The following is a 19,001-nucleotide window of genomic DNA, read 5'->3' on the forward strand; positions in this document are numbered from 1 at the left end:
CTTGCCAGCGATGAGGCCCTTGAGGTCAGCCACCTCCTATTGCCCACCCGCTTTGCGTTATAATCCCGCCCTTTCGCCGCCGCCCGCCCACGAGGCCGGGGCGCATTTTTACCGAATGAAGAGGCTAGACCCTTGGCATTGACGATTCTTGGCCTGTCCGGCGCCCTTAGCCATGATCCTTCCGCGGCCCTGTATATCGACGGCAAGCTGATCGCCGCCGCCGAAGAAGAGCGCTTCGTGCGCGATAAACATGCAAAGAACCGCATGCCCTACGAATCGGCGAAGTTCTGCCTGGAACAAGCCGGTATCAAGCCGTCCGACGTCGATGTAGTCGCGATTCCGTTCGCCCCTATCAGCCTGTTCGGCGAAGCCCGCTGGCACTACGCCAAGCGCTACTGGTACGCCCCGGACCGCGCCCTCGACGCGATCCTGATGGGCAACCGCCGCTACAAGCGCTATCGCAAGAAGATCGTCTGGTGCCTGGAGCAACTGGGCTTCGATCCGAAGAAGATCAAGATCGAGCCGGTCGAGCACCACCTGGCCCACGCCTCCAGCGCCTACCACTGCTCCGGCTTCAAGGAGAAGACCGCGATCCTCGGGATCGACGGCAAGGGTGAGTACGCCACCACCTTCTTCGGCTATGGCGAGAACGGCAAGATCCACAAGATCAAGGAATTCTTCGATCCGGACTCCCTGGGCGGCCTGTACGGTGCGATCACCGAGTTCCTCGGCTTCGAGATGCTCGACGGCGAATTCAAGGTCATGGGCATGGCGCCGTACGGCGATGCCAGCAAGTACGACTTCTCGCGCCTGGCCAGCTTCGAAAACGGCGAACTGGTGATCAACACCGAGTACGCCAACGTCATCGGCCTGCGCCGCTATAAAGAGAAGGGCAAGGGCTTCTACTTCTCGCCGAAGCTGATCGAGTGGCTGGGTCCGAAGCGCGAAGGCGACATTGCCGACGAGCCGTACATCCACTACGCCGCCAGCATGCAGGCGCTGTTCGAGAAGCTGGCCCTGCAGATGATCGACCACTACCTGGGCGACATCCTCAAGGAAACCGGCAAGCTGGCCTTCGCCGGCGGTTGCGCGCTGAACGTCAAGCTGAACCAGAAGATCATCGCCCGCCCGGACGTGACCGAACTGTTCGTCCAGCCGGCGTCCGGCGACGCCGGTACTGCGGTCGGCGCTGCGGCCTATGTGTCCCACGCCCGTGGCGTGCCGGTCGAGAAGATGGAACACGTCTACCTCGGCCCTGCGTACTCCAACGAGGACGTGATCGCCGCCTGCGCCCGTCACCCGAGCGCACCGAAATGGCGCAAGATCGACGACATGCCTGAGCGCATCGCCCAGATCATGGTGGACGGCAACCCGGTGGCCTGGTTCCAGGGCCGCATGGAGTTCGGCCCGCGTGCCCTCGGCGGCCGTTCCATCATCGGCTGCCCGAGCGTGCCGGGCGTGGCCAACCGGATCAATGAGCAGATCAAGTTCCGCGAGCGCTGGAGGCCTTTCTGCCCGTCCATGTTGGACACCGTCGGCCCGCAGATGATCAAGGTCGATCACCCGGCGCCGTTCATGACCTTCACCTTCGAAGTGGCGGAGGAGTGGAAGACCCGCGTGCCGGAAGTGGTCCACGAGGACGGTACGTCCCGTGCCCAGGTCCTCAAGCGCGAGTACAACCCGCGCTACTACGACATGATGAAGGCCCTGGAAAACCTGACCGGCAACGGCGTGTCGCTGAACACCTCGCTGAACCGCCGTGGCGAACCGATGATCTGCTCGCCGACCGACGCGCTGAACATGTTCTTCGGCTCCGATCTTCAATACCTGATCATGGAAGACATCCTGGTAGTGAAGGACGGCGCGAAAGCCTATGACACGCTCGACTGACAAGCGCGTCCTGCAGTTCTGCCATGGCTATGACGGGCCTTTCCTCGATTGCGCCCGTCAGTACGCCAGCCTGTTCGCCGGGACCGGCTACAAGGTCACCACGGTCTTCCTCACCGGCAAGGCCGACCCGCAGGTCGCGCAAGGCTGCGCCAGTGACGAAGTGCTGTTTCTCGAGTTCAGCTCCAGCGCCATTCGTGGCCTGAAGCTGGGTGCGATCCGGGCGCTGCGCAAGATTGCCGCAGCGCGGGATTTCAGTTTCTGCATCGCCCATCGCTTCAAGCCCATCTACATCACCCTGCTGGCCACGCGCCTGCCGGTGATCGGCGTGCACCATGCCTTCGACGACTACAAGCGTGGCAGCCGCCAGCTGTTCGCCAATCTCTTCAGCAAGCGCCTGAGCCTGCTCGGTGTGTCCGACGCGGTGCGTGACGATATGCGCCGCTGCCTGAAGAAATGGCCGGCCGAACGCATCCAGACGTTGTACAACCGGGTCGATATCGAGGCGCTGCAACAGCGCCTGGTGCCTGCTGCCGAGGCCCGCGAGAGCCTCAAGCTGGACCCGCAGGCGTGGATCGTCGGCAACGTCGGTCGCCTGCATCCGGACAAGGACCAGGCCACCCTGCTGCGCGGTTTTGCCCAGGCGTTGCCGAACCTGCCGGCCGGCGCGCGCCTGGCGATCCTCGGCAAGGGTCGGCTGGAAGCCCGGCTCAAGGCCCTCGCCGTCGAACTGGAGATTGCCGGGCAAGTGGACTTTCTTGGCCAGGTCGCCGATGCCAGGCGTTACTTCGCTGCCTTCGATACCTTCGCCCTGAGCTCGGATCATGAGCCGTTCGGCATGGTCCTGCTGGAGGCGATGGTCGCTGGTGTTCCGCTGGCGGCCACGGCCTGTGGCGGTGCCAGCGAAGTGGTCGAAGGCGTTGGCGTACTGTTCCCGCTCGGTGATGCGGCTGCGCTGGCCCGGTCCCTGCAGGTACTGGCGGCAATGGACGAGGCGCAGCTTCAGGAGTGTCGCGAACGCATGCTGGAGCGCCTGCACGCGCGCTTCTCCGACGCAGCGGTACGCCAGCAGTTCTGGCGTTTGCCCCATGTCGTCGCCCTGACTGCGGAGGCCTGATGCTCAATCGATTGCAAGGCTGGCGCGAGCGCGGCTGGCGCGTCGTTGACGCCGAGACTTATGCACAGGCCTGGCACCGCTTCGGCGGCAGCGTGGCCAGTCATCCGCTGGTGGTCGCGCAGCTCGCCGAAATGGCCGATATCCCGGTGCGCTACCTGGCCTGGGAGCAGGGCGGCGAGATCAAGGCGGCGATCCCGACCTGGGGCCGTTACCTGGCGCTGTCGAAGGACGTGCTCAAGCGTCATGGCAAGAAAGGCCTGTTCGACCTCGGCAACGCCGAGATCATCCTGCCGGCTGCTGCCGAGGCCCAGGCGCCGCTGCGCCACAGCGCACGCTACCTGTCCGATCTGAACCAGGGGCGTTTCAGCCTGCTCAAGGCGCAGAGCGAGTCCCTGGCCATGGCCCGCACGCCGGAAGACCTGTCGAAGAAATTCCGCTACAACCAGCGCCGCGAACTGCGCCTGCTGGAAGAGGCGGGCGGGGTGGTCAAGCCGATCCAGGACTTCGACAGCGCGACTATCGCCGCGATGTACTGCGACCTGTTCCTGCGCCGCTGGAACTTCCCGGCGACCGGCGCCGAGCGCATGGCCGAGGTGATCGAGCGCTTGCGCTCGCTGCTGATCGGTTCGGTGGTGTTCCTCAACGACGCGCCGATCGCTATCCAGCTGGTGTACCGGGTCGAAGCGCCGGAGTGGATCAGCGTCGAGTACGTCAATGGTGGCGTCGACCCGCAGACCCGCGAGTTCAGCCCCGGCAGCGTGCTGAGTTTCCTCAATACCCAGAGCGCCTGGGAAGACGCCCGTGCCCGCAACAAGGCCCTGCGCTTCTCCTTCGGCCGCTCCGATCGCGAGTACAAGGATCGATGGTGCAACCCCGTGCCGGTGTTCCAGGTTTGAACCGCAAGCAGCAACTGCTCAAGCGCCATCGCCGCAACAAGCGCGTGGCGCTTTTGCTTGGGCTGCTGGTGCTGGTCGCCGTGGGTGTGCTGGTGGCCTGGTGGCTACCGCTGGTGCTGGCGCTGCTGGGCTGGGTCGCCCATGAGGCGTGGTTTGCCGATCACCTGTTCTATTCGCCAGCGCAGGATTATCGCTACCGTTTCGCGGACGACAGCGCGCATCCCGTGCAGCTGCGCGAGGGTCGTTTGCAGCTTGAACAGCCCCTGGCCCTCGATGGCAGCGAGACCCTGATTCTCCAGGTGCAACTCAAAAGCAACTGGCTGGGTCGCTTCCTCGATCCCGGGATTGACCTTGCGGGCGACGGGGTCGAGGACCGGCAGACCTTCGAGCGCGGCGTCAACGGCCTGCGCTATCTCAATCTCGGTGGCTTCGGTGGTGCCCTCGGTGAAGGCCGACTAGCCGTGCGTGGGCGCTTCTGCCGGCTGCTTGGCCAGCCGAAGTTGTGGGTCATCCGGCATCCGGACTACCGCCAGCAGCGGGTCATGGTCATCGCGCCCCATGCCGACGATGCCGAACTGGCGGCCTACGGGCTGTACAGCCAGGCCGCGCAGACCTGGATCGTCACCCTGACCGCCGGCGAGATCGAGGCCGAGCATTACCAGGACATGGGCCTGGGCAGGGCCGAAGCGGCGCGCCTCAAGGGCCGTCTGCGGGCCTGGGACAGCATCGCCGTGCCGCGCTGGGCCGGAGTACCCGAAGCGCAGTGCGTGCAGTTGGGTTACTTCTGCCTGCAACTGCCGGTGATGCAGGCGTCGCCCGCCGACCCCGTTGGCTCCCGTGAAGCCGATACCGCCGACACCCGGCCGTTCCGCCAGCTCAACAGCCTGGCGTTGCCGGGCGACGACGGCGTGCCCAGCTGGAACAACCTGCTGGCCGACCTGCGCGCCCTGATCGAGACCGCCCGGCCGGAAGTCATCGTGCTACCGCACCCGGTGCTCGATCCGCACCCTGACCATCTCTGCGCCCAGCAGGCGGTGGTCCAGGCCTTGCAAGGGCTGGACTGGCAACCGCAAACCCTGCTTGGCTACGCCAATCACCTGCACGACAACGACCGCTGGCCCATGGGCGATACCGGAACCGGCGTGGCCCTGCCGCCGGTGACCGAGGGCGACGACACCTGGCTGCCCTGGAGCCTGACGCTGGATGCCGGGCGTCAATGCGACAAGGCCATGGCCCTGGGCATGATGCATGACCTGCAGCCCCGCCCGCCCTTCAAGCGTCGGCTGCGCCGGCTACTGCAACGCCTGCTGGCCGGGCGGCGGGGCTCTGTGTTCGGGGAAAACGAGTTCTTCCGCAAGGCTGTGCGGCGTCATGAACTCTTGTGGGTCGTGAAACGAAAATAAAGAAAACGGGGACGTACAGTATCGGTACCCCGGATCAACCAAGAGAGCTTCGAGTGATCAAATCCAAACCCCGGATCCTGTTCGTCATCCCTTATTTCGGACAATGGCCGTTCTGGATGCCGTTCTACCTGGAAAGCTGCCGGCGCAACCCGGACATCGACTGGCTGCTGTTCAGCGATTGCGGCGTGCCGGACAACCTCCCGGCCAACGTCACCGTCGAGCCGATCAGCTACCAGGAATATTGCCAATTGGTGTCGGCGCGCCTCGGGATCGACTTTTCCCCGGTGCATGCCTACAAGCTGTGCGATATCAAGCCGGCGCTCGGCTATATCCACGAAGACCGTCTGCAGGGCTACGATTTCTGGGCTTTCGGCGATATCGACCTGGTCTACGGTGACCTGCGGGCCTATTTCACCGCCGAGCGCCTAGCGCGCAACGACCTGTTTTCCACTCACGAGCGTCGGGTGGCCGGGCATCTGTGCGTGATGCGCAATACCGCCGACCAGCGCGGCCTGTTCAAGCGGATCAAGAACTGGCGTGAACGCTTCACCGACCACGAGCACCATGCCATCGATGAAGGGGCGTTCAGCCGCCTGTTCCTGTGGCGCAAGAACTTTCCGAAACCGCTGTTCGAACTGGTCGGCAAGTTCAATCCGCTGCGCCGCCGCAGCGAGTTCACCGAGGCGTTCAGCACGCCCGGCGGGGTGATCAAATGGCACGACGGCAGCTGCGATTTCCCCCTGCACTGGTACTGGCAGGACGGGCGCCTGAGCAATGACCGTGATGGCCAGCGCACCTTCCCGTATTTCCATTTCGTCTGCTGGAAACGCAACGAGTGGTCGCAAATGCCCACGCCAGATCCGGCCGAGGTGCGCCGTCTGGCGTCGTCGTCGAGCTGGATGATCGACCAGCACGGTTTTCACCAGGGAGCCCTATGAAACGACGTTTCAAGGTGTTGCAACTGCAGCCGGACTACAACATCAAGCGCCATGACTTTGCCGATCTCGCCGAGCAGATCGTCAAGGCGCTGCCGACCGACCGCTTCGAGACCACCATGGCCTTCCTCAAGGGCAAGCCAGGGCCTGGCGAGCCGGCAAGCCGTTCCGATCATTCGGTGTATTTCGAGTTCAGCGACAAGGCCCTCAAGGGCATGCGCCTGATGGCGTTGTGGAAGATGTACCGCTTCTGCCGCAAGGAAGGCTTCGACGTGGTGATCTGCAACCGCTTCAAGCCGGTCAACATGATGCTGCAGCTCAACCGCTGGCTGAAGATCCCGCTGTGCATCGGCATTTCCCATGGCTTCGGCGAGTACGACCGTCTCTACCGGCGCCGCCAGACCCAGCGCCTGGTGGACAGGCATTGGCAGTTCGTCGGGGTATCGCCGGCGGTCAAGCAGTACCTGGTTGACTGCAAGTGCGGCTTCACTGAGCAGAACACCCACGCCATCACCAACGCCATCGATATTCCCCAGGCCGAGTCGCTGCAGCATTCCCGCGAGAAGGCCCGCGAGTTGCTCGGGCTGGCGGCGGATGCGCGCCTGGTCGGGGCGCTCGGGCGTCTGGTGCCGGTCAAGGGGCATACCCATCTGCTGAAGGCTTTCGCAGCGCTCAAGGACAAATACCCACAGGCGCAACTGGCGATCATCGGCGCCGGTCGCGAACAACAGAACCTTCAGGCCGAAATCGACCAGTTGGGTCTGAACGGTCGCGCCCATCTGCTGGGCTTCAAGGAAAACGCGCTGCAATACGTGCGTGCGTTCGATATCTGGGCCATGCCGTCGATGGCCGAGGGGCTCGGTCTGGCCCTGCTCGAAGGCATGAGTGGGCGCCTGCCGGTGATCGCCTCCAGCGTGCCGGCGATGCTGCCGTTGATCCAGGGTGCGGGCGGGCTGGCGGTCGAGCCGGGCAATGTCGCCCAGCTCACCACCGCGCTGGACAGCTACCTGGCTCTCGACGAACAGAGCCTGCGGGCCAAGGGCGAGCAAACTTACCAGTACCTGCAGAACAACCACGATATCGACGTATTCCGCCAGCAGTACCTGGACCTGATCGAGTCCGGCCTGGCCAAGGCGAACAAGGAACCGGCATGAGCGACAAGCAACCCCTGGTAAGCGTCATCATCGCTTCCTACAACCACGGGCCCTACATCGAGCAGAGCATCCAGAGTGTGCTCGATCAGACCTACCCGAATGTCGAGCTGCTGGTGATCGACGATGGTTCCACCGACGATAGTGTCGAGCGGATCCAGCGTCTGCAGGCGATCCATGGGTTCGACTTCAAGGTCCAGAAAAACCAGGGGCTGACCCGTACGCTGAACGACGGTATCGCCCGTTCCCATGGTGAGCTGATCGCCACCTTCGGTTCGGACGACATCATGATGCCGGACCGCATCGCCATTCAGGTCGCGCATATGGCCGACAAGCCCGAGGTGGGTATCTGTGCGGGCAATATCGAGCTGATCGATTCCAAGGGTGAGCTCTTCCCCGAGAAGCGCCAGCGCCGTGATGTCCCGTTCAGGCGCTCCGACTTCGAGGACATGTTCCTGGAGCGCAAGCCCTATCCGCCGGCGCCGACCCTGCTGTTCCGCCGTGAAGCGCTGGAGAAGGTCGGTGGTTTCAACCCGGATATCCGCCTCGAAGACCTCTACATCGAGCTGAAGATCACCCATGCCGGCTATGTCATCGACGGCCTGCCTGTGGTCATGGCGCGCTACCGCAAGCACGCGACCAACTCATACAAGAATCACCGTTTCATGATCGAAAGCATCCTGCGCATCTACGCGCATTTCAGCGATCATCCGGCTTATGAGGAGGTCAAGTTCAAGGCCTTGAACTCGATGTTCCTGAAGGTGGCGAACCGTGATCGCAAGCTGGCCCGGGAGCTGCTGGCGCAGATTCCGCTCAGGGCGTTCACCCGCAAGACCTGGCGCGGCCTGGGGCGGCTGTTGTTCTCGCCACTGGAGCGGGGCTGAAGACTGATGGGCTGGATTACACGGTTCCTGGAAAAACGCGCCAAGCGCGAGATCCGCAAGCTGCCTCGCAGCGAACGCGGCCGCGCGCGTTTCAAGGCGCGTTATCCACAGTATGAGTTCGGTGTCGGCAGCTACGGCCTGCCCGAGGTGCATGACTGGCAGGAAGGTTCGACGCTGAAGATCGGGGCGTACTGCTCGATCGCCGAGGGCGTGCAGATCTTTCTGGGCGGGCATCACCGTGCCGACTGGGTCACCACCTATCCCTTTCCGGCGATGTTCGACGAAGCGGCGCATATCAAGGACTACAACGGCACCCGTGGCGATGTGATCATCGGCAACGATGTCTGGCTGTGTTCCAACAGCAGCATCCTCTCGGGCGTGACGGTCGGTCATGGCGCCATCGTTGCCGCTGGCGCCCTGGTAACCCGTGACGTGCCGCCCTATGCGATCGTTGGCGGTAATCCGGCGAAGGTGATCAACTGGCGCTTCCCGGAAGACATTCGTGCCGAACTGTTGCGGGCGGCCTGGTGGGAGTGGCCTGAAGCGGAGATTCGCCAGATCCTGGCGAAACTCTGCAACGACGATATCCGGGCGTTTCTCGATTACGCCCGAAACCGCTGAATCAGGCTTTCTCCCCCAGCGCTGCGCGTTTGAGGCGCCAATGCTGCACCCACTGTTTGCCCTTGGCGATACCCGGCTTTTCGAATATCAGGAAGGTCAGGCTGCTGATCAGCACCAGCAGGGCGCAGCAGACCGCGATCATCGTCAGGAACGGCAGGGGGTCATCCATGGCGAAGCCGGCCTGCGGGTACCAATGGTAAGCCACCCACCACAGCAGGAAACCGTGCAGAAGATAGGTGCTGTAGCTGATTTCCCCCATCCAGCGAACGCTGCGCAGACGTAGCGCGCCGAACAGATCGTTGCCCGACACCACCACGAAGAAAAAACCGCTCAGCAACAGCAGGGGGAAGACGGCGAAGGTTTTGCGCAACAGAGTCAGCACTGCCAGTAGCAGGATCAGCGCAACTATCGCCGCCAGCCGGCTACGCCCCCAATCGACCAGCGCCGGTTTGCGGATCCAGTACGCCGCCGCGATACCGCCGAGGAAGCTCAGCAGGTACTTTTTCTTCAGCGAGTGCTCCCAGCCGACCACCTGCGCGAGCAGATAAAGGCCTACCAGGCAGGCAATGGTTTTGGCGTGCGCGCCGCGGTAGATGAAGATCATTCCTAGCAACGGTAGCGCCAGGTAGAAGTACACCTCGTAGGTCAGGGTCCAGGTGACGTTGGAAATCAGTGTCCCGGTCCCGGCGACCTGGTTGATGTCGGGGCGGTCGAATATCAGCCACAGGGCCACATGCTTGAGCAACTGCTGCGGGCTTTCCTGCAGTGTCCATCCTTGCAGGTAGAACGCGGTGACGACCAGGGCCGCGAGCAATGGCACGTATAAAGGATAGAGGCGGAACACCCGGGAAATCGCAAAGGCTCGCCAGTCATGATCGCGGCCCTGCTTGAGCAGGCGGTCCCAGAACAGGAAGCCGGTGATCATGAAGAACAGCGCGACACCGACCTGGCCAATCTGGGCGAAGAAACGATCGGTCGGCATAGCGATCTGGCCAGTCTGGTGGAACTGCCAGGCAATGGCGGCGTGGTGGATGAACACCGCGAAAGCGAGATAGCCACGCAGGCCGTCGATAGCCGTGGCGCGCTCAGCGTTGAACGGCAGGTTGCGGGCGATGCCCGGGATCCTGACCAGGAGTGCCGCCACCATCAAGGCCAGGGTGTAGGCCGCGAGTGACAGCAGGGGAGCAGTGAGCATAGGTCGTACTTTTATTTTTGGGAGGGCTGAAGATGCTCGCGCATCCGTTGCGTGAAGGCCGGTGCAATTTCGGCGTAGCCGCAAAGCAGCGCCTCGACGCTTTCTTCGAACAGCCATTCCCGGTCCTGGGCGTAGCGCTGCATGTGTCGCAGGTTGCGCTGGCGTAATCCCGGGGACAGTGGCGAAGGCTGGATACGCATGTCGGCCAGGTCGATCAGGCCGAAATCGTTGTCCTCGAGCAGCAGGACATTGCCCAGGTGCAGCGAGCGGAAATACACGCCATTCTGGTGCAACTGTGCAATGAAGCGGCCAAGACGATAGACCAGTTTCTCCCTTTCCGCCCGGGTAGCGCAGCGCTCCAGGGCCTGGCGTAGGGTCTGGCCAGGGAGTGGCTGGTAGCGAACACCCTTGCCGCCATCGGCATAACGATACAGATCAAGTACCTGCGGGGTGGTGAAGCCCATGGCCGACAGTTGTTGGCTGTTTCTGGCGAAGCGCTGGGAATAGGGATTCAGGCTTTCCGAGGTGTACCAGCGGCGGCGGCGGAAAAGCTTGAGGAAGCTGCCGTCCTGCAAGCGCAGGACCTTGGGACCCAGCCCGTCTTCTTCGATGACCTCGCCCTGTTCAGCCATCTGCCTGGCCTGCGTCACTGAAATGGCCCGGGGTTCCAAGGCCAGCAACCGGCCCTCACGTCGGGCTATGTTCAGGGCGGCCATCAGCGCCAGTGGAATCCATATCAGGAACCAGTGCTCCTTCGGGCGGGAGAGGATGCCGCCACCCTCGGTAAGGCCGGCACCGATACCGAAGGCCAGCAAGGTCGAAACCAGGACGAAGTATTTGCTCTCGCGGTGCCGCCAGCCACTGTAAAGGGCATAGGCGATCATGCCGATCCATGGAACAAAGCCGACCACGCCAACGTTGTACAGCACGCCAAGGGCAAAGTTATGCGGCTCACTCAATAGCCAGCCGATATTCAGGTCGACCACCATCGGCGCGTCGTACCCGTGCCCGAACAACAGGTGGTCGAGGATCAGGTTCCAGCTGAAACGCCAGATTTCGAAGCGGTACGAATCGCCGCGGCCGACGATCATTTCCGGGGCGAAAGCCACCAGGGCGAGAGCAATCAGCGGAATCGCCAGGAGCAGCGGCAGCGTGCGCCGGTTGGCGCGCAGCATGACGATCCAGCCTAGCGCCAGGGTCAGTGCTACCAACGGGGTTCGCGAACCAGTGGCGATTACGGCGGCGAACATCACCGTCAGCCCGACCAGGCTCAGGACCAGGAAGCGAGGGCGCCTGTCAGTGATGCACATGACCAGCCAGTAGGTACAGAAGAAACCGAACAGGTGAGAACTGAGCAATGGGTTGTCCATCGCTCCCGAACCTTCCAGGCGTAACCCGTCGACGTAGGTCAGGGCAAAGTAGTAGAGATCCCTGAGACTGGCCACCAGCACGACCAGGGCCGCGGCGAGGAAAATCCCCTTGAGGAGCTCAGGGCGGTGGCGCAGCAGAAGGCATGTACCGGCGAACAGCATCAGCGTATGCAGAGGACGCTTGATCAGACTGCTGGTGCTGTCGGTCGTAGGGCTCCAGGCCAGGCTTGCCACCGCGTAGAGCGCGAACAACACGAACAGGACGACGATCGGCTCACGAGCCAGCGCCGCAACTTCGCGCGGGCGCAGCAGCAGCGCGAGCAGGGTCGGTATGCTGAACAGGGCATAGAAAAGCTTGTGGTGGAAACTGCGGTCCGGCAGGTAGAAAAGCGCACTCAGCAGCAGGAAGTATCCAATCGGCAGGATCCATAAACAGATTAAGTCGAACAGGCGATTGGCGCCTTGGTGAATGCGGCTCGGATGCATAGGCTAGGCTGGTGATGATTTCAGAAGCGGCAATACTAACCCAGCTGTCTGCGTTGCGCTGTGAAACCTGGGCCGGTCGCCGGACACCGGGCGAATTACCCTGTCATGAAGCTGTGTTAAAGTCGGCCTCCCAATTTCCAGTTACTTCCCTGACATGACCGATTCCAGTGGCTCCGCCAGCCCCTCGAGCATGAAGATCTACTTCCGCCTGCTCGGCTACGTCCGGCCCTATATTGGCCTGTTCCTGCTGAGTATCGTCGGCTTCCTGATCTTCGCCTCGACCCAACCCATGCTGGGCTACATCCTCAAGTACTTCGTCGATGGCCTGTCCAATCCCGAAGCGGTGCTGTTCCCGTCCGTCCCCTACCTGCGCGACCTGCAATTGCTGCAGGCGGTGCCGCTGCTGATCATCCTGATCGCGGCCTGGCAGGGCCTGGGTTCTTTCCTTGGCAACTACTTCCTGGCCAAGGTCTCCCTTGGCCTGGTCCATGACTTGCGTGTGCAACTCTTCAATAACCTGCTGACCCTGCCCAATCGCTATTTTGACAAGCACAACTCCGGGCACCTGATCTCGCGCATCACCTTCAACGTCACCATGGTGACCGGAGCGGCCACCGATGCGATCAAGGTGGTGATCCGCGAAGGCATGACCGTGGTCTTCCTGTTCGGCTCGCTGTTGCTGATGAACTGGCGCCTGACCCTGGTGATGATCGCCATCCTGCCGCTGATCGCCTTCATGGTCAGCCGCGCCAGCAAGAAATTCCGCAAGCAGAGCAAGAAGATCCAGGTGGCGATGGGCGATGTCACCCATGTGGCGTCCGAGACCATCCAGGGCTACCGCGTGGTGCGCAGCTTCGGTGGCGAGACCTACGAGCAGAAGCGCTTCCTTGGCGCCAGCCAGAGCAACACCGACAAGCAACTGCGCATGACCCGCACCGGGGCCATCTATACGCCGCTGCTGCAGCTGGTCATTTATACCGCCATGGCCATCCTGATGTTCCTCGTGCTCTATCTGCGCGGCGACGCCTCGGCGGGCGACATGGTGGCCTACATTACCCTGGCCGGCCTGCTGCCCAAGCCGATTCGCCAACTGTCTGAAGTGAGCTCGACCATCCAGAAGGGCGTCGCCGGTGCCGAGAGCATCTTCGAACAACTGGATGTCGAGCCGGAGCTGGACAAGGGCACTGTCGAGCGCGATACCGTCACCGGTCGCCTCGAGGTGCGCAACCTCAGCTTCACCTACCCGGGCACCGAGCGCCTGGTGCTGGACGACATCAGCTTCACCGCCGAGCCGGGGCAGATGATCGCACTGGTCGGACGCTCGGGCAGCGGCAAGTCGACCCTGGCCAGCCTGATCCCGCGCTTCTACCATCACAACCAGGGCGAGATTCTCCTGGATGGCGTCGAGGTCGAGGACTACCGCCTGCTCAACCTGCGCCGGCATATCGCCCAGGTGACCCAGCACGTCACCCTGTTCAGCGACAGTGTGGCCAACAACATCGCCTACGGTGACCTGGCCGGTGCGCCGCGTGCCGACGTCGAGGCAGCGGCCGCTGCCGCCTATGCCAAGGACTTCGTCGACCAGTTGCCGCAAGGCTTCGATACCCAGGTCGGCGAGAACGGCGTGCTGCTTTCCGGCGGCCAGCGCCAGCGCCTGGCGATCGCCCGGGCCTTGCTGAAGAACGCGCCGCTGCTGATCCTCGACGAGGCGACTTCGGCGCTGGACACCGAGTCCGAACGGCATATCCAGGCCGCGCTCGACCAGGTCATGAAAGGCCGCACCACCTTGGTCATCGCCCACCGCCTGTCCACCATCGAGAAGGCCGACCTGATCCTGGTCATGGACCAGGGCCGTATCGTCGAACGTGGCACCCACGGGCAACTGCTCGCCGCCAACGGCTACTACGCCCGCCTGCATGCCATGGGCCTGGACGAGCCGAGCAAGGCCGACATCACCTGAAACAACTGCGCCGGGCCGCAATGGCCCGGCGCTGCTTTGCGTTCCGAATTCCCCGACAACGGGCACAGGCGAGCTGTCGCCAACCCTGTGCTAATATCCCGCCCCTGTTCATTCTGTCTGATGGGTTATCCATGAAGTTGTCCATGCCGCGTTTCGATCAAGCCCCGGTATTGGTGGTCGGCGATGTCATGCTCGACCGCTACTGGCATGGCGGTACTTCGAGGATCTCGCCTGAGGCCCCGGTGCCGGTGGTCAAGGTCGAGCAGATCGAGGATCGTCCCGGCGGCGCGGCCAACGTTGCCTTGAACATCGCCGCGCTGGGTGCCCCGGCTGCACTGGTCGGTGTGACCGGCCAGGACGAAGCGGCCGACAGCCTGGCCAACAGCCTGCAGGCGGCCGGCGTGCGTTCGGTGTTCCAGCGCATCGCCCACCAGCCGACCATCGTCAAGCTGCGGGTCATGAGCCGTCACCAGCAACTGCTGCGTATCGACTTCGAAGAACCCTTCGCCACCGATCCGCTGTCCCTCGGCGCCGAAGTGGATGCCTTGCTCGAAGGGGTCAAGGTGCTGGTCCTGTCCGACTACGGCAAGGGCGCGCTGAAGAACCACCAGAGCCTGATCCAGGCGGCTCGCGAGCGCGGTATCCCGGTGCTGGCCGACCCCAAGGGCAAGGATTTCTCCATCTACCGTGGCGCCAGCCTGATCACCCCGAACCTCAGCGAATTCGAAACCATCGTTGGCCGTTGTGCCGACGAGGCCGAGCTGGTGGCCAAGGGCGGCGAGCTGATGCGCGAGCTGGAACTGGGCGCCTTGCTGGTGACCCGTGGCGAGCACGGCATGACCCTGCTGCGCCCGGATCACCCGGCCCTGCACCTGCCGGCCCGGGCCCGTGAAGTCTTCGATGTCACCGGTGCCGGCGACACGGTGATCTCCACCCTGGCTGCCGCCATCGCGGCAGGCGAGGACCTGCCCAACGCAGTGGGCCTGGCCAACCTGGCCGCGGGCATCGTGGTTGGCAAGCTGGGTACTGCGGCGATCAGCGCGCCGGAACTGCGCCGGGCGATCCAGCGCGAGGAAGGCTCCGAGCGCGGTGTACTGGGGCTCGAACAACTGCTGCTGGCCATCGACGATGCCCGTGCGCACAAGGAAAAGATCGTCTTCACCAATGGCTGCTTCGACATTCTCCATGCCGGTCACGTGACCTACCTGGAGCAGGCGCGGGCCCAGGGCGACCGCTTGATCGTCGCGGTCAACGACGATGCTTCGGTGAGCCGCCTGAAAGGGCCTGGGCGTCCGATCAACAGTGTCGACCGGCGCATGGCGGTATTGGCCGGTCTCGGCGCGGTGGACTGGGTGATCAGCTTCGCCGAAGGCACCCCGGAAAACCTGCTGAGCCAGGTCAAGCCGGATGTGTTGGTCAAGGGCGGCGACTACGGCATCGACCAGGTGGTCGGCGCGGATATCGTCAAGGCCTATGGCGGTACTGTGAAGGTGCTGGGGCTGGTGGAAAACAGCTCGACCACGGCGATCGTCGAGAAGATCCGCAAGAACTGAAATCCAGAAGGGCCTGCATTGCAGGCCCTTTTGGTTCACGCGGTCCCCTGTGGGAGCTGGCTTGCCAGCGATGAGGCCAGATCAGACAACATCTTTGTTCATGATGGCCCTATCGCTGGCAAGCCAGCTCCCACAGGGTCCGTGTCGTCTATTTGCTCAAGCCGCCCCGCGCTATCTGCAACAAGGCCTTCGCCTTCCCGGTAATCCGCTGCAAGCCACTGGGCTTGCTCGGCGTCAGCCCCTGCTGACGCAACCAGTCCTTCCAGCGAATACGCTCGTCCTTCACCACCCAGCCGTCCTGCTGCGCGAAGCTCTCCGCCAGATACAGGCCGCGGGTGCTTGCCGGTACCAGCGCATCCTTCCTCAGGGTGTACAGCTCCGGCAACGGTTTCCCATCTTCCAGCGGCATCAGGTACAGGTCAGGGCGCGCGCGATCCAGCCGGGCGACAAGCTGGTCGCCTTCGAGGCGCTCGTCGACATGGAACAGGCTCAGCGACTTGGCTTCCTTCGGCACCTGCAGGCGCAGGTCGTAGATCAGTTGCAGCGACGCCGTCGGCAGATGCACATAGGCCCGCGGGCGCTCGATCAGTTGCTGGCTGCCGCAACGCACCGGCCGCGCCGCGCCGGTATGCGGCGTGAGGTTGAACGACAGCGACTCGCGATAGTGCAGGGCGGCGGCATAGGGCGCCGGCAGCCAGGTGTCGTTGAAACGTCCGCCGAGCCAGCCTTCCGGGGTTTCCAGCAGGCATTCCTCCGCTACTTCCTGCACTGCCGTGTGCAGCGGCAGGTTGAGCTCCTGGGCCGGGACGTAACCGGAGATCAGCTTGAGCACCACATCGCCGCGGTCCTGGCGGCGCTGGCGCACCAGTACCCAGTAATCGCGGTGCTGCCAGCACAGGGTCAGGCGCACCGAAACCCCGAGGTTGGCCAGTTCGACAGCGAAGCGCTCGTGATCCGGCAACTGGATAGACTTGCGCCGCTGCAGGGTCTGGGCGAAGTTCAGCGGCCGGCCGATGCTCTGGTAGCTCAAGCCCTCCACGCCGGCTTCGACGTGCAGGGGCAGGGTCTTGAAGTTGCTCGGGTTCTTGCGGATCAGCGTTCGCGGCATGTCGGCTCCTTCTTGCGTTGGGGTCGGCCGCGGCGGCGGCTCAGTGCTGGCGCAGCACCTGGGCGACGATCGCCACGTTGTGGGCCAGGTGCAGGGGATTGATGGTCCCGACAATAGCACTGCCGACGCCGGGATGGGCAAACAGCAACTCGAAGCTGGCCTTGACCGGATCGAATCCCGGGCTCAGGCACACATGCCCGCTGGCCAGGGCCTTCTTCACCAGGATCGCCTTGCCATGGGCCGCGGCATAGTCGAGGACCGGGCGCTCGGCCTGCTCGTTGAGATTGTAGGTGACCATCGCGCAATCGCCCTGTTCCAGGGCTTTCAGCCCGCCTTCGACGGTTTTGCCGGAGAAGCCGAAGCCGCGGATCTTGCCTTCCTGCTTGAGCAGGGCGAGGGTCCGGTAGACCTCTTCCTGCTCGAGGATGCGCAGGTCGTCGCCGTTGGAGTGGACCAGGACCAGGTCGATGCAGTCTGTTTCAAGGCGTTGCAGGCTACGTTCCACCGAGGCGCGGGTATGGGCTGCGCTGAAGTCGAAGCGGGACTGGCCGTCCTCGAACTCTTCGCCGACCTTGCTGACGATCACCCACTGATCACGCTGGCCGCGCAGCAGCGGGCCGAGGCGTTCCTCGCTGCGGCCATAGGCCGGGGCGGTGTCGATCAGGTTGATGCCGAGGTCACGGGCCTGGCCCAGCAACAGGCGGGCGGTGTCGTCGTCGGGGATGGTGAAGCCGTTGGGGTATTTCACGCCCTGGTCGCGGCCGAGCTTGACGGTGCCCAGGCCCAGCGGTGAAACCGACAGTCCGGTGCTGCCCAGCGGGCGGTGCAGATCGTGCAGGGTTGGCAGGGTCATGGCAGCAGGCGATCCCATTCCGGTTGGGCCAGCGCTGGCTTCGGCAGGTCGGGCAGGGCCGGCAGATTGCCGGGCTTGATGCCGTCGCGGTCGAGGGCGTGCAGCACGCGGTCGGCGAAGTCAGGGGCCAGGGCCAGCTTGGTTGGCCAGCCCACCAGCAGGTTGTGCTGGTCGGCGAGGAAGGCGTTGTCCGGGCGCACCAGGCCGGACTGCGCCGGCTCGGCCCGATCGACCCGCAGGGTGGCCCAGCGCACCTGGCTCAGGTCGACCCACGGCAGCAGGCCGGCGACTTCCTTCTTCGCCGCAGCGATCTGTGCCTCGGGTTCACGGGCCACGCCGTCGGCTTCGGCGATATCGCCGCCGAGGTACCAGACCCACTGGCCATCGGCGGCCGGGTGGGTGGTCACGGTGATGCGCGGTTTCGGTCCGCCGCCCAGGCAATGGGCATACAGCGGCTTCAGGCTTGGGCCCTTGGCGATCACCATGTGCAGGGGGCGGCGTTGCATGGCCGGCTGGCTCAGGCCGAGGTCGGCGAGCAGGTCGGCGGTGCCGGCGCCGGCACTGAGCACGATGCGTTGGGCACGGATTTCGCGGTCGTCGACGCGCAGGCCTACCAATTCGTCACCGTTGCGCAACGGCTCGATGCGCTCGCCAGCGAGCAGGCTGTCGCCGGCGAGTTCGGCCAGGCGCTGCAGCAGGCTCGGCACGTCCACCACCAGTTCGGCCAGGCGATAGACCTTGCCCTTGAAGCCGCGGTCCTGCAGGGCGGGCGGCAACTGGTCGCCCTTGACCTGGTCGACCCGGCCGCGCACCGCCTTGCTGGCGAAGAAGCTGGTGAGATTGCCGGCCAGGGTGCCGGGGGACCAGAGATAGTGGGCCTCGGACAACAGGCGCACGCCGGACAGATCCAGCTCGCCGTTGCCGGCCAGGGCTTCGCGCCAGCGTCGCGGCATGTCGGCGATGGCTTCCGAGGCGCCGGTCAGGGCGCCATGCAGCGCGTATTTGGCGCCGCCGTGGATGATGCCCTGGGACTTGAGGGTCTGCCCGCCACCGACGCTGCTGCGTTCCACCAGCACCGTCGAGTAGCCCAGGCGCCGCAGCCGGGCGTTGAGCCAGAGACCCGCAACCCCCGCGCCGACGATCAGGACGTCGGTGGAAATGACCGATGACATGCAGTTACCTCAACAAGCTGGACAGGCGGGGAAGTATAAGCCCGTTGACAGCTTTTCCGGCATCAATGCCCGGCGGTTTTCGAGAACAGCTGGATCACGATCACGCCGCTGACGATCAAGGCCATGCCGAGCATGGCCGGCAGGTCGAGTTTCTGCCCGTAGATCACCAGGGCGGCGATGCTGATCAGGACGATGCCCAGGCCCGACCAGATGGCATAGGCGATGCCCACCGGAATGCTGCGCACCACCAGGGTCAGCATCCAGAACGCCACGCCGTAGCCACAGACCATCAGCAGCAGCGGCAGCGGCGTGCTCAGGCCCTTGACCGCCTTCATCGACGCGGTGGCGATGACTTCGGCGCAGATGGCGATGGCGAGATAGGTGTAGGCATTCATGGTCGGGCGCTCCTC

The 19,001-nt window shown here is 63.9% G+C and carries 16 protein-coding genes; 10 read left to right on the forward strand and 6 right to left on the reverse strand.

Annotation, left to right across the window (positions count from 1 at the left end):
* The first annotated feature begins 132 nt into the window (after positions 1-132).
* From AC2CQI_RS22695 to AC2CQI_RS22730, 8 genes are read left to right on the forward strand one after another with little or no spacing between them, the layout of a single operon-like run.
* The gene (locus AC2CQI_RS22695) at positions 133-1,890 is read left to right on the forward strand and encodes a carbamoyltransferase family protein (protein ID WP_484577938.1); all 1,758 of its coding nucleotides are present in this window, start codon (positions 133-135) and stop codon (positions 1,888-1,890) included.
* The gene (locus AC2CQI_RS22700) at positions 1,874-3,004 is read left to right on the forward strand and encodes a glycosyltransferase (RefSeq protein ID WP_484577939.1); all 1,131 of its coding nucleotides are present in this window, start codon (positions 1,874-1,876) and stop codon (positions 3,002-3,004) included. Before AC2CQI_RS22695 ends, AC2CQI_RS22700 begins: the two co-directional genes overlap by 17 nt.
* Positions 3,004-3,900, forward strand: a complete 897-nt coding sequence (locus tag AC2CQI_RS22705; RefSeq protein WP_484577940.1) for an antimicrobial resistance protein Mig-14 — start codon at positions 3,004-3,006, stop codon at positions 3,898-3,900. The genes AC2CQI_RS22700 and AC2CQI_RS22705 overlap by 1 nt, the downstream gene beginning before the upstream one ends.
* Complete coding sequence (locus tag AC2CQI_RS22710; protein ID WP_484577941.1) at positions 3,867-5,303, forward strand: PIG-L deacetylase family protein; 1,437 nt, start codon at positions 3,867-3,869, stop codon at positions 5,301-5,303. Before AC2CQI_RS22705 ends, AC2CQI_RS22710 begins: the two co-directional genes overlap by 34 nt.
* A gap of 53 nt (positions 5,304-5,356) precedes the next feature.
* A complete protein-coding gene (locus AC2CQI_RS22715) occupies positions 5,357-6,241 on the forward strand; it encodes a DUF6625 family protein (RefSeq protein ID WP_484577942.1) in 885 nt (294 codons plus the stop codon).
* Complete coding sequence (locus AC2CQI_RS22720; protein ID WP_484577943.1) at positions 6,238-7,392, forward strand: glycosyltransferase; 1,155 nt, start codon at positions 6,238-6,240, stop codon at positions 7,390-7,392. The genes AC2CQI_RS22715 and AC2CQI_RS22720 overlap by 4 nt, the downstream gene beginning before the upstream one ends.
* Positions 7,389-8,273 (forward strand): glycosyltransferase, encoded by an 885-nt coding sequence (locus tag AC2CQI_RS22725; protein WP_075804808.1) that lies wholly within the window; start codon positions 7,389-7,391, stop codon positions 8,271-8,273. Before AC2CQI_RS22720 ends, AC2CQI_RS22725 begins: the two co-directional genes overlap by 4 nt.
* A gap of 6 nt (positions 8,274-8,279) precedes the next feature.
* Entirely contained in the window at positions 8,280-8,894 is a 615-nt protein-coding gene (locus AC2CQI_RS22730; protein WP_075804807.1) for a CatB-related O-acetyltransferase, read from the forward strand.
* Position 8,895: 1 nt separating this feature from the next.
* Here the strand turns inward: AC2CQI_RS22730 and AC2CQI_RS22735 are convergent, their stop codons facing one another.
* Positions 8,896-10,089: an acyltransferase family protein gene (locus AC2CQI_RS22735; protein WP_484577944.1), complete on the reverse strand. Its 1,194-nt coding sequence runs from the start codon at positions 10,087-10,089 to the stop codon at positions 8,896-8,898.
* 11 nt (positions 10,090-10,100) lie between these two features.
* The gene (locus AC2CQI_RS22740; RefSeq protein WP_484577945.1) at positions 10,101-11,945 is read right to left on the reverse strand and encodes an O-antigen ligase family protein; all 1,845 of its coding nucleotides are present in this window, start codon (positions 11,943-11,945) and stop codon (positions 10,101-10,103) included.
* A gap of 154 nt (positions 11,946-12,099) precedes the next feature.
* Between AC2CQI_RS22740 and msbA the strand changes: the two genes are divergently transcribed.
* Both msbA and hldE read left to right on the forward strand, forming a co-directional pair.
* On the forward strand, positions 12,100-13,905 hold the full coding sequence (gene msbA / locus AC2CQI_RS22745; RefSeq protein WP_075804804.1) for a lipid A export permease/ATP-binding protein MsbA: 1,806 nt from the start codon (positions 12,100-12,102) through the stop codon (positions 13,903-13,905).
* 131 nt (positions 13,906-14,036) lie between these two features.
* Positions 14,037-15,458 carry a bifunctional D-glycero-beta-D-manno-heptose-7-phosphate kinase/D-glycero-beta-D-manno-heptose 1-phosphate adenylyltransferase HldE gene (hldE, locus tag AC2CQI_RS22750; RefSeq protein WP_075804803.1) on the forward strand — a complete coding sequence of 474 codons (1,422 nt, stop codon included), beginning with the start codon at positions 14,037-14,039 and terminating at the stop codon, positions 15,456-15,458.
* 148 nt (positions 15,459-15,606) lie between these two features.
* Here the strand turns inward: hldE and AC2CQI_RS22755 are convergent, their stop codons facing one another.
* The 4 genes from AC2CQI_RS22755 to AC2CQI_RS22770 form a co-directional block, all read right to left on the reverse strand.
* Positions 15,607-16,566 carry a metal ABC transporter ATPase gene (locus AC2CQI_RS22755; RefSeq protein WP_484577946.1) on the reverse strand — a complete coding sequence of 320 codons (960 nt, stop codon included), beginning with the start codon at positions 16,564-16,566 and terminating at the stop codon, positions 15,607-15,609.
* Between the two features lie 40 nt (positions 16,567-16,606).
* Positions 16,607-17,419: an aldo/keto reductase gene (locus AC2CQI_RS22760; protein ID WP_484577947.1), complete on the reverse strand. Its 813-nt coding sequence runs from the start codon at positions 17,417-17,419 to the stop codon at positions 16,607-16,609.
* Positions 17,416-18,591, reverse strand: coding sequence for an NAD(P)/FAD-dependent oxidoreductase (locus AC2CQI_RS22765; RefSeq protein WP_484577948.1), 1,176 nt, complete (start codon positions 18,589-18,591; stop codon positions 17,416-17,418). The genes AC2CQI_RS22760 and AC2CQI_RS22765 overlap by 4 nt, the downstream gene beginning before the upstream one ends.
* A gap of 62 nt (positions 18,592-18,653) precedes the next feature.
* The gene (locus AC2CQI_RS22770) at positions 18,654-18,986 is read right to left on the reverse strand and encodes a DMT family transporter (protein WP_075804799.1); all 333 of its coding nucleotides are present in this window, start codon (positions 18,984-18,986) and stop codon (positions 18,654-18,656) included.
* Between the last annotated feature and the right edge of the window lie 15 nt (positions 18,987-19,001).

It is taken from the genome of Pseudomonas sp. P2S-1 (assembly GCF_057197725.1).

Excerpts from the sequence above, each read along its gene's own strand:
- AC2CQI_RS22735 (WP_484577944.1), bottom strand. The coding sequence starts at position 10,089 with ATGCTCACTGCTCCCCTGCTGTCACTCGCGGCCTACACCCTGGCCTTG.
- msbA (WP_075804804.1), top strand. The coding sequence starts at position 12,100 with ATGACCGATTCCAGTGGCTCCGCCAGCCCCTCGAGCATGAAGATCTAC.
- AC2CQI_RS22770 (WP_075804799.1), bottom strand. The coding sequence starts at position 18,986 with ATGAATGCCTACACCTATCTCGCCATCGCCATCTGCGCCGAAGTCATC.
- AC2CQI_RS22740 (WP_484577945.1), bottom strand. The coding sequence starts at position 11,945 with ATGCATCCGAGCCGCATTCACCAAGGCGCCAATCGCCTGTTCGACTTA.
- hldE (WP_075804803.1), top strand. The coding sequence starts at position 14,037 with ATGAAGTTGTCCATGCCGCGTTTCGATCAAGCCCCGGTATTGGTGGTC.
- AC2CQI_RS22765 (WP_484577948.1), bottom strand. The coding sequence starts at position 18,591 with ATGTCATCGGTCATTTCCACCGACGTCCTGATCGTCGGCGCGGGGGTT.
- AC2CQI_RS22730 (WP_075804807.1), top strand. The coding sequence starts at position 8,280 with ATGGGCTGGATTACACGGTTCCTGGAAAAACGCGCCAAGCGCGAGATC.
- AC2CQI_RS22720 (WP_484577943.1), top strand. The coding sequence starts at position 6,238 with ATGAAACGACGTTTCAAGGTGTTGCAACTGCAGCCGGACTACAACATC.
- AC2CQI_RS22755 (WP_484577946.1), bottom strand. The coding sequence starts at position 16,566 with ATGCCGCGAACGCTGATCCGCAAGAACCCGAGCAACTTCAAGACCCTG.
- AC2CQI_RS22760 (WP_484577947.1), bottom strand. The coding sequence starts at position 17,419 with ATGACCCTGCCAACCCTGCACGATCTGCACCGCCCGCTGGGCAGCACC.
- AC2CQI_RS22705 (WP_484577940.1), top strand. The coding sequence starts at position 3,004 with ATGCTCAATCGATTGCAAGGCTGGCGCGAGCGCGGCTGGCGCGTCGTT.
- AC2CQI_RS22725 (WP_075804808.1), top strand. The coding sequence starts at position 7,389 with ATGAGCGACAAGCAACCCCTGGTAAGCGTCATCATCGCTTCCTACAAC.
- AC2CQI_RS22700 (WP_484577939.1), top strand. The coding sequence starts at position 1,874 with ATGACACGCTCGACTGACAAGCGCGTCCTGCAGTTCTGCCATGGCTAT.
- AC2CQI_RS22710 (WP_484577941.1), top strand. The coding sequence starts at position 3,867 with ATGGTGCAACCCCGTGCCGGTGTTCCAGGTTTGAACCGCAAGCAGCAA.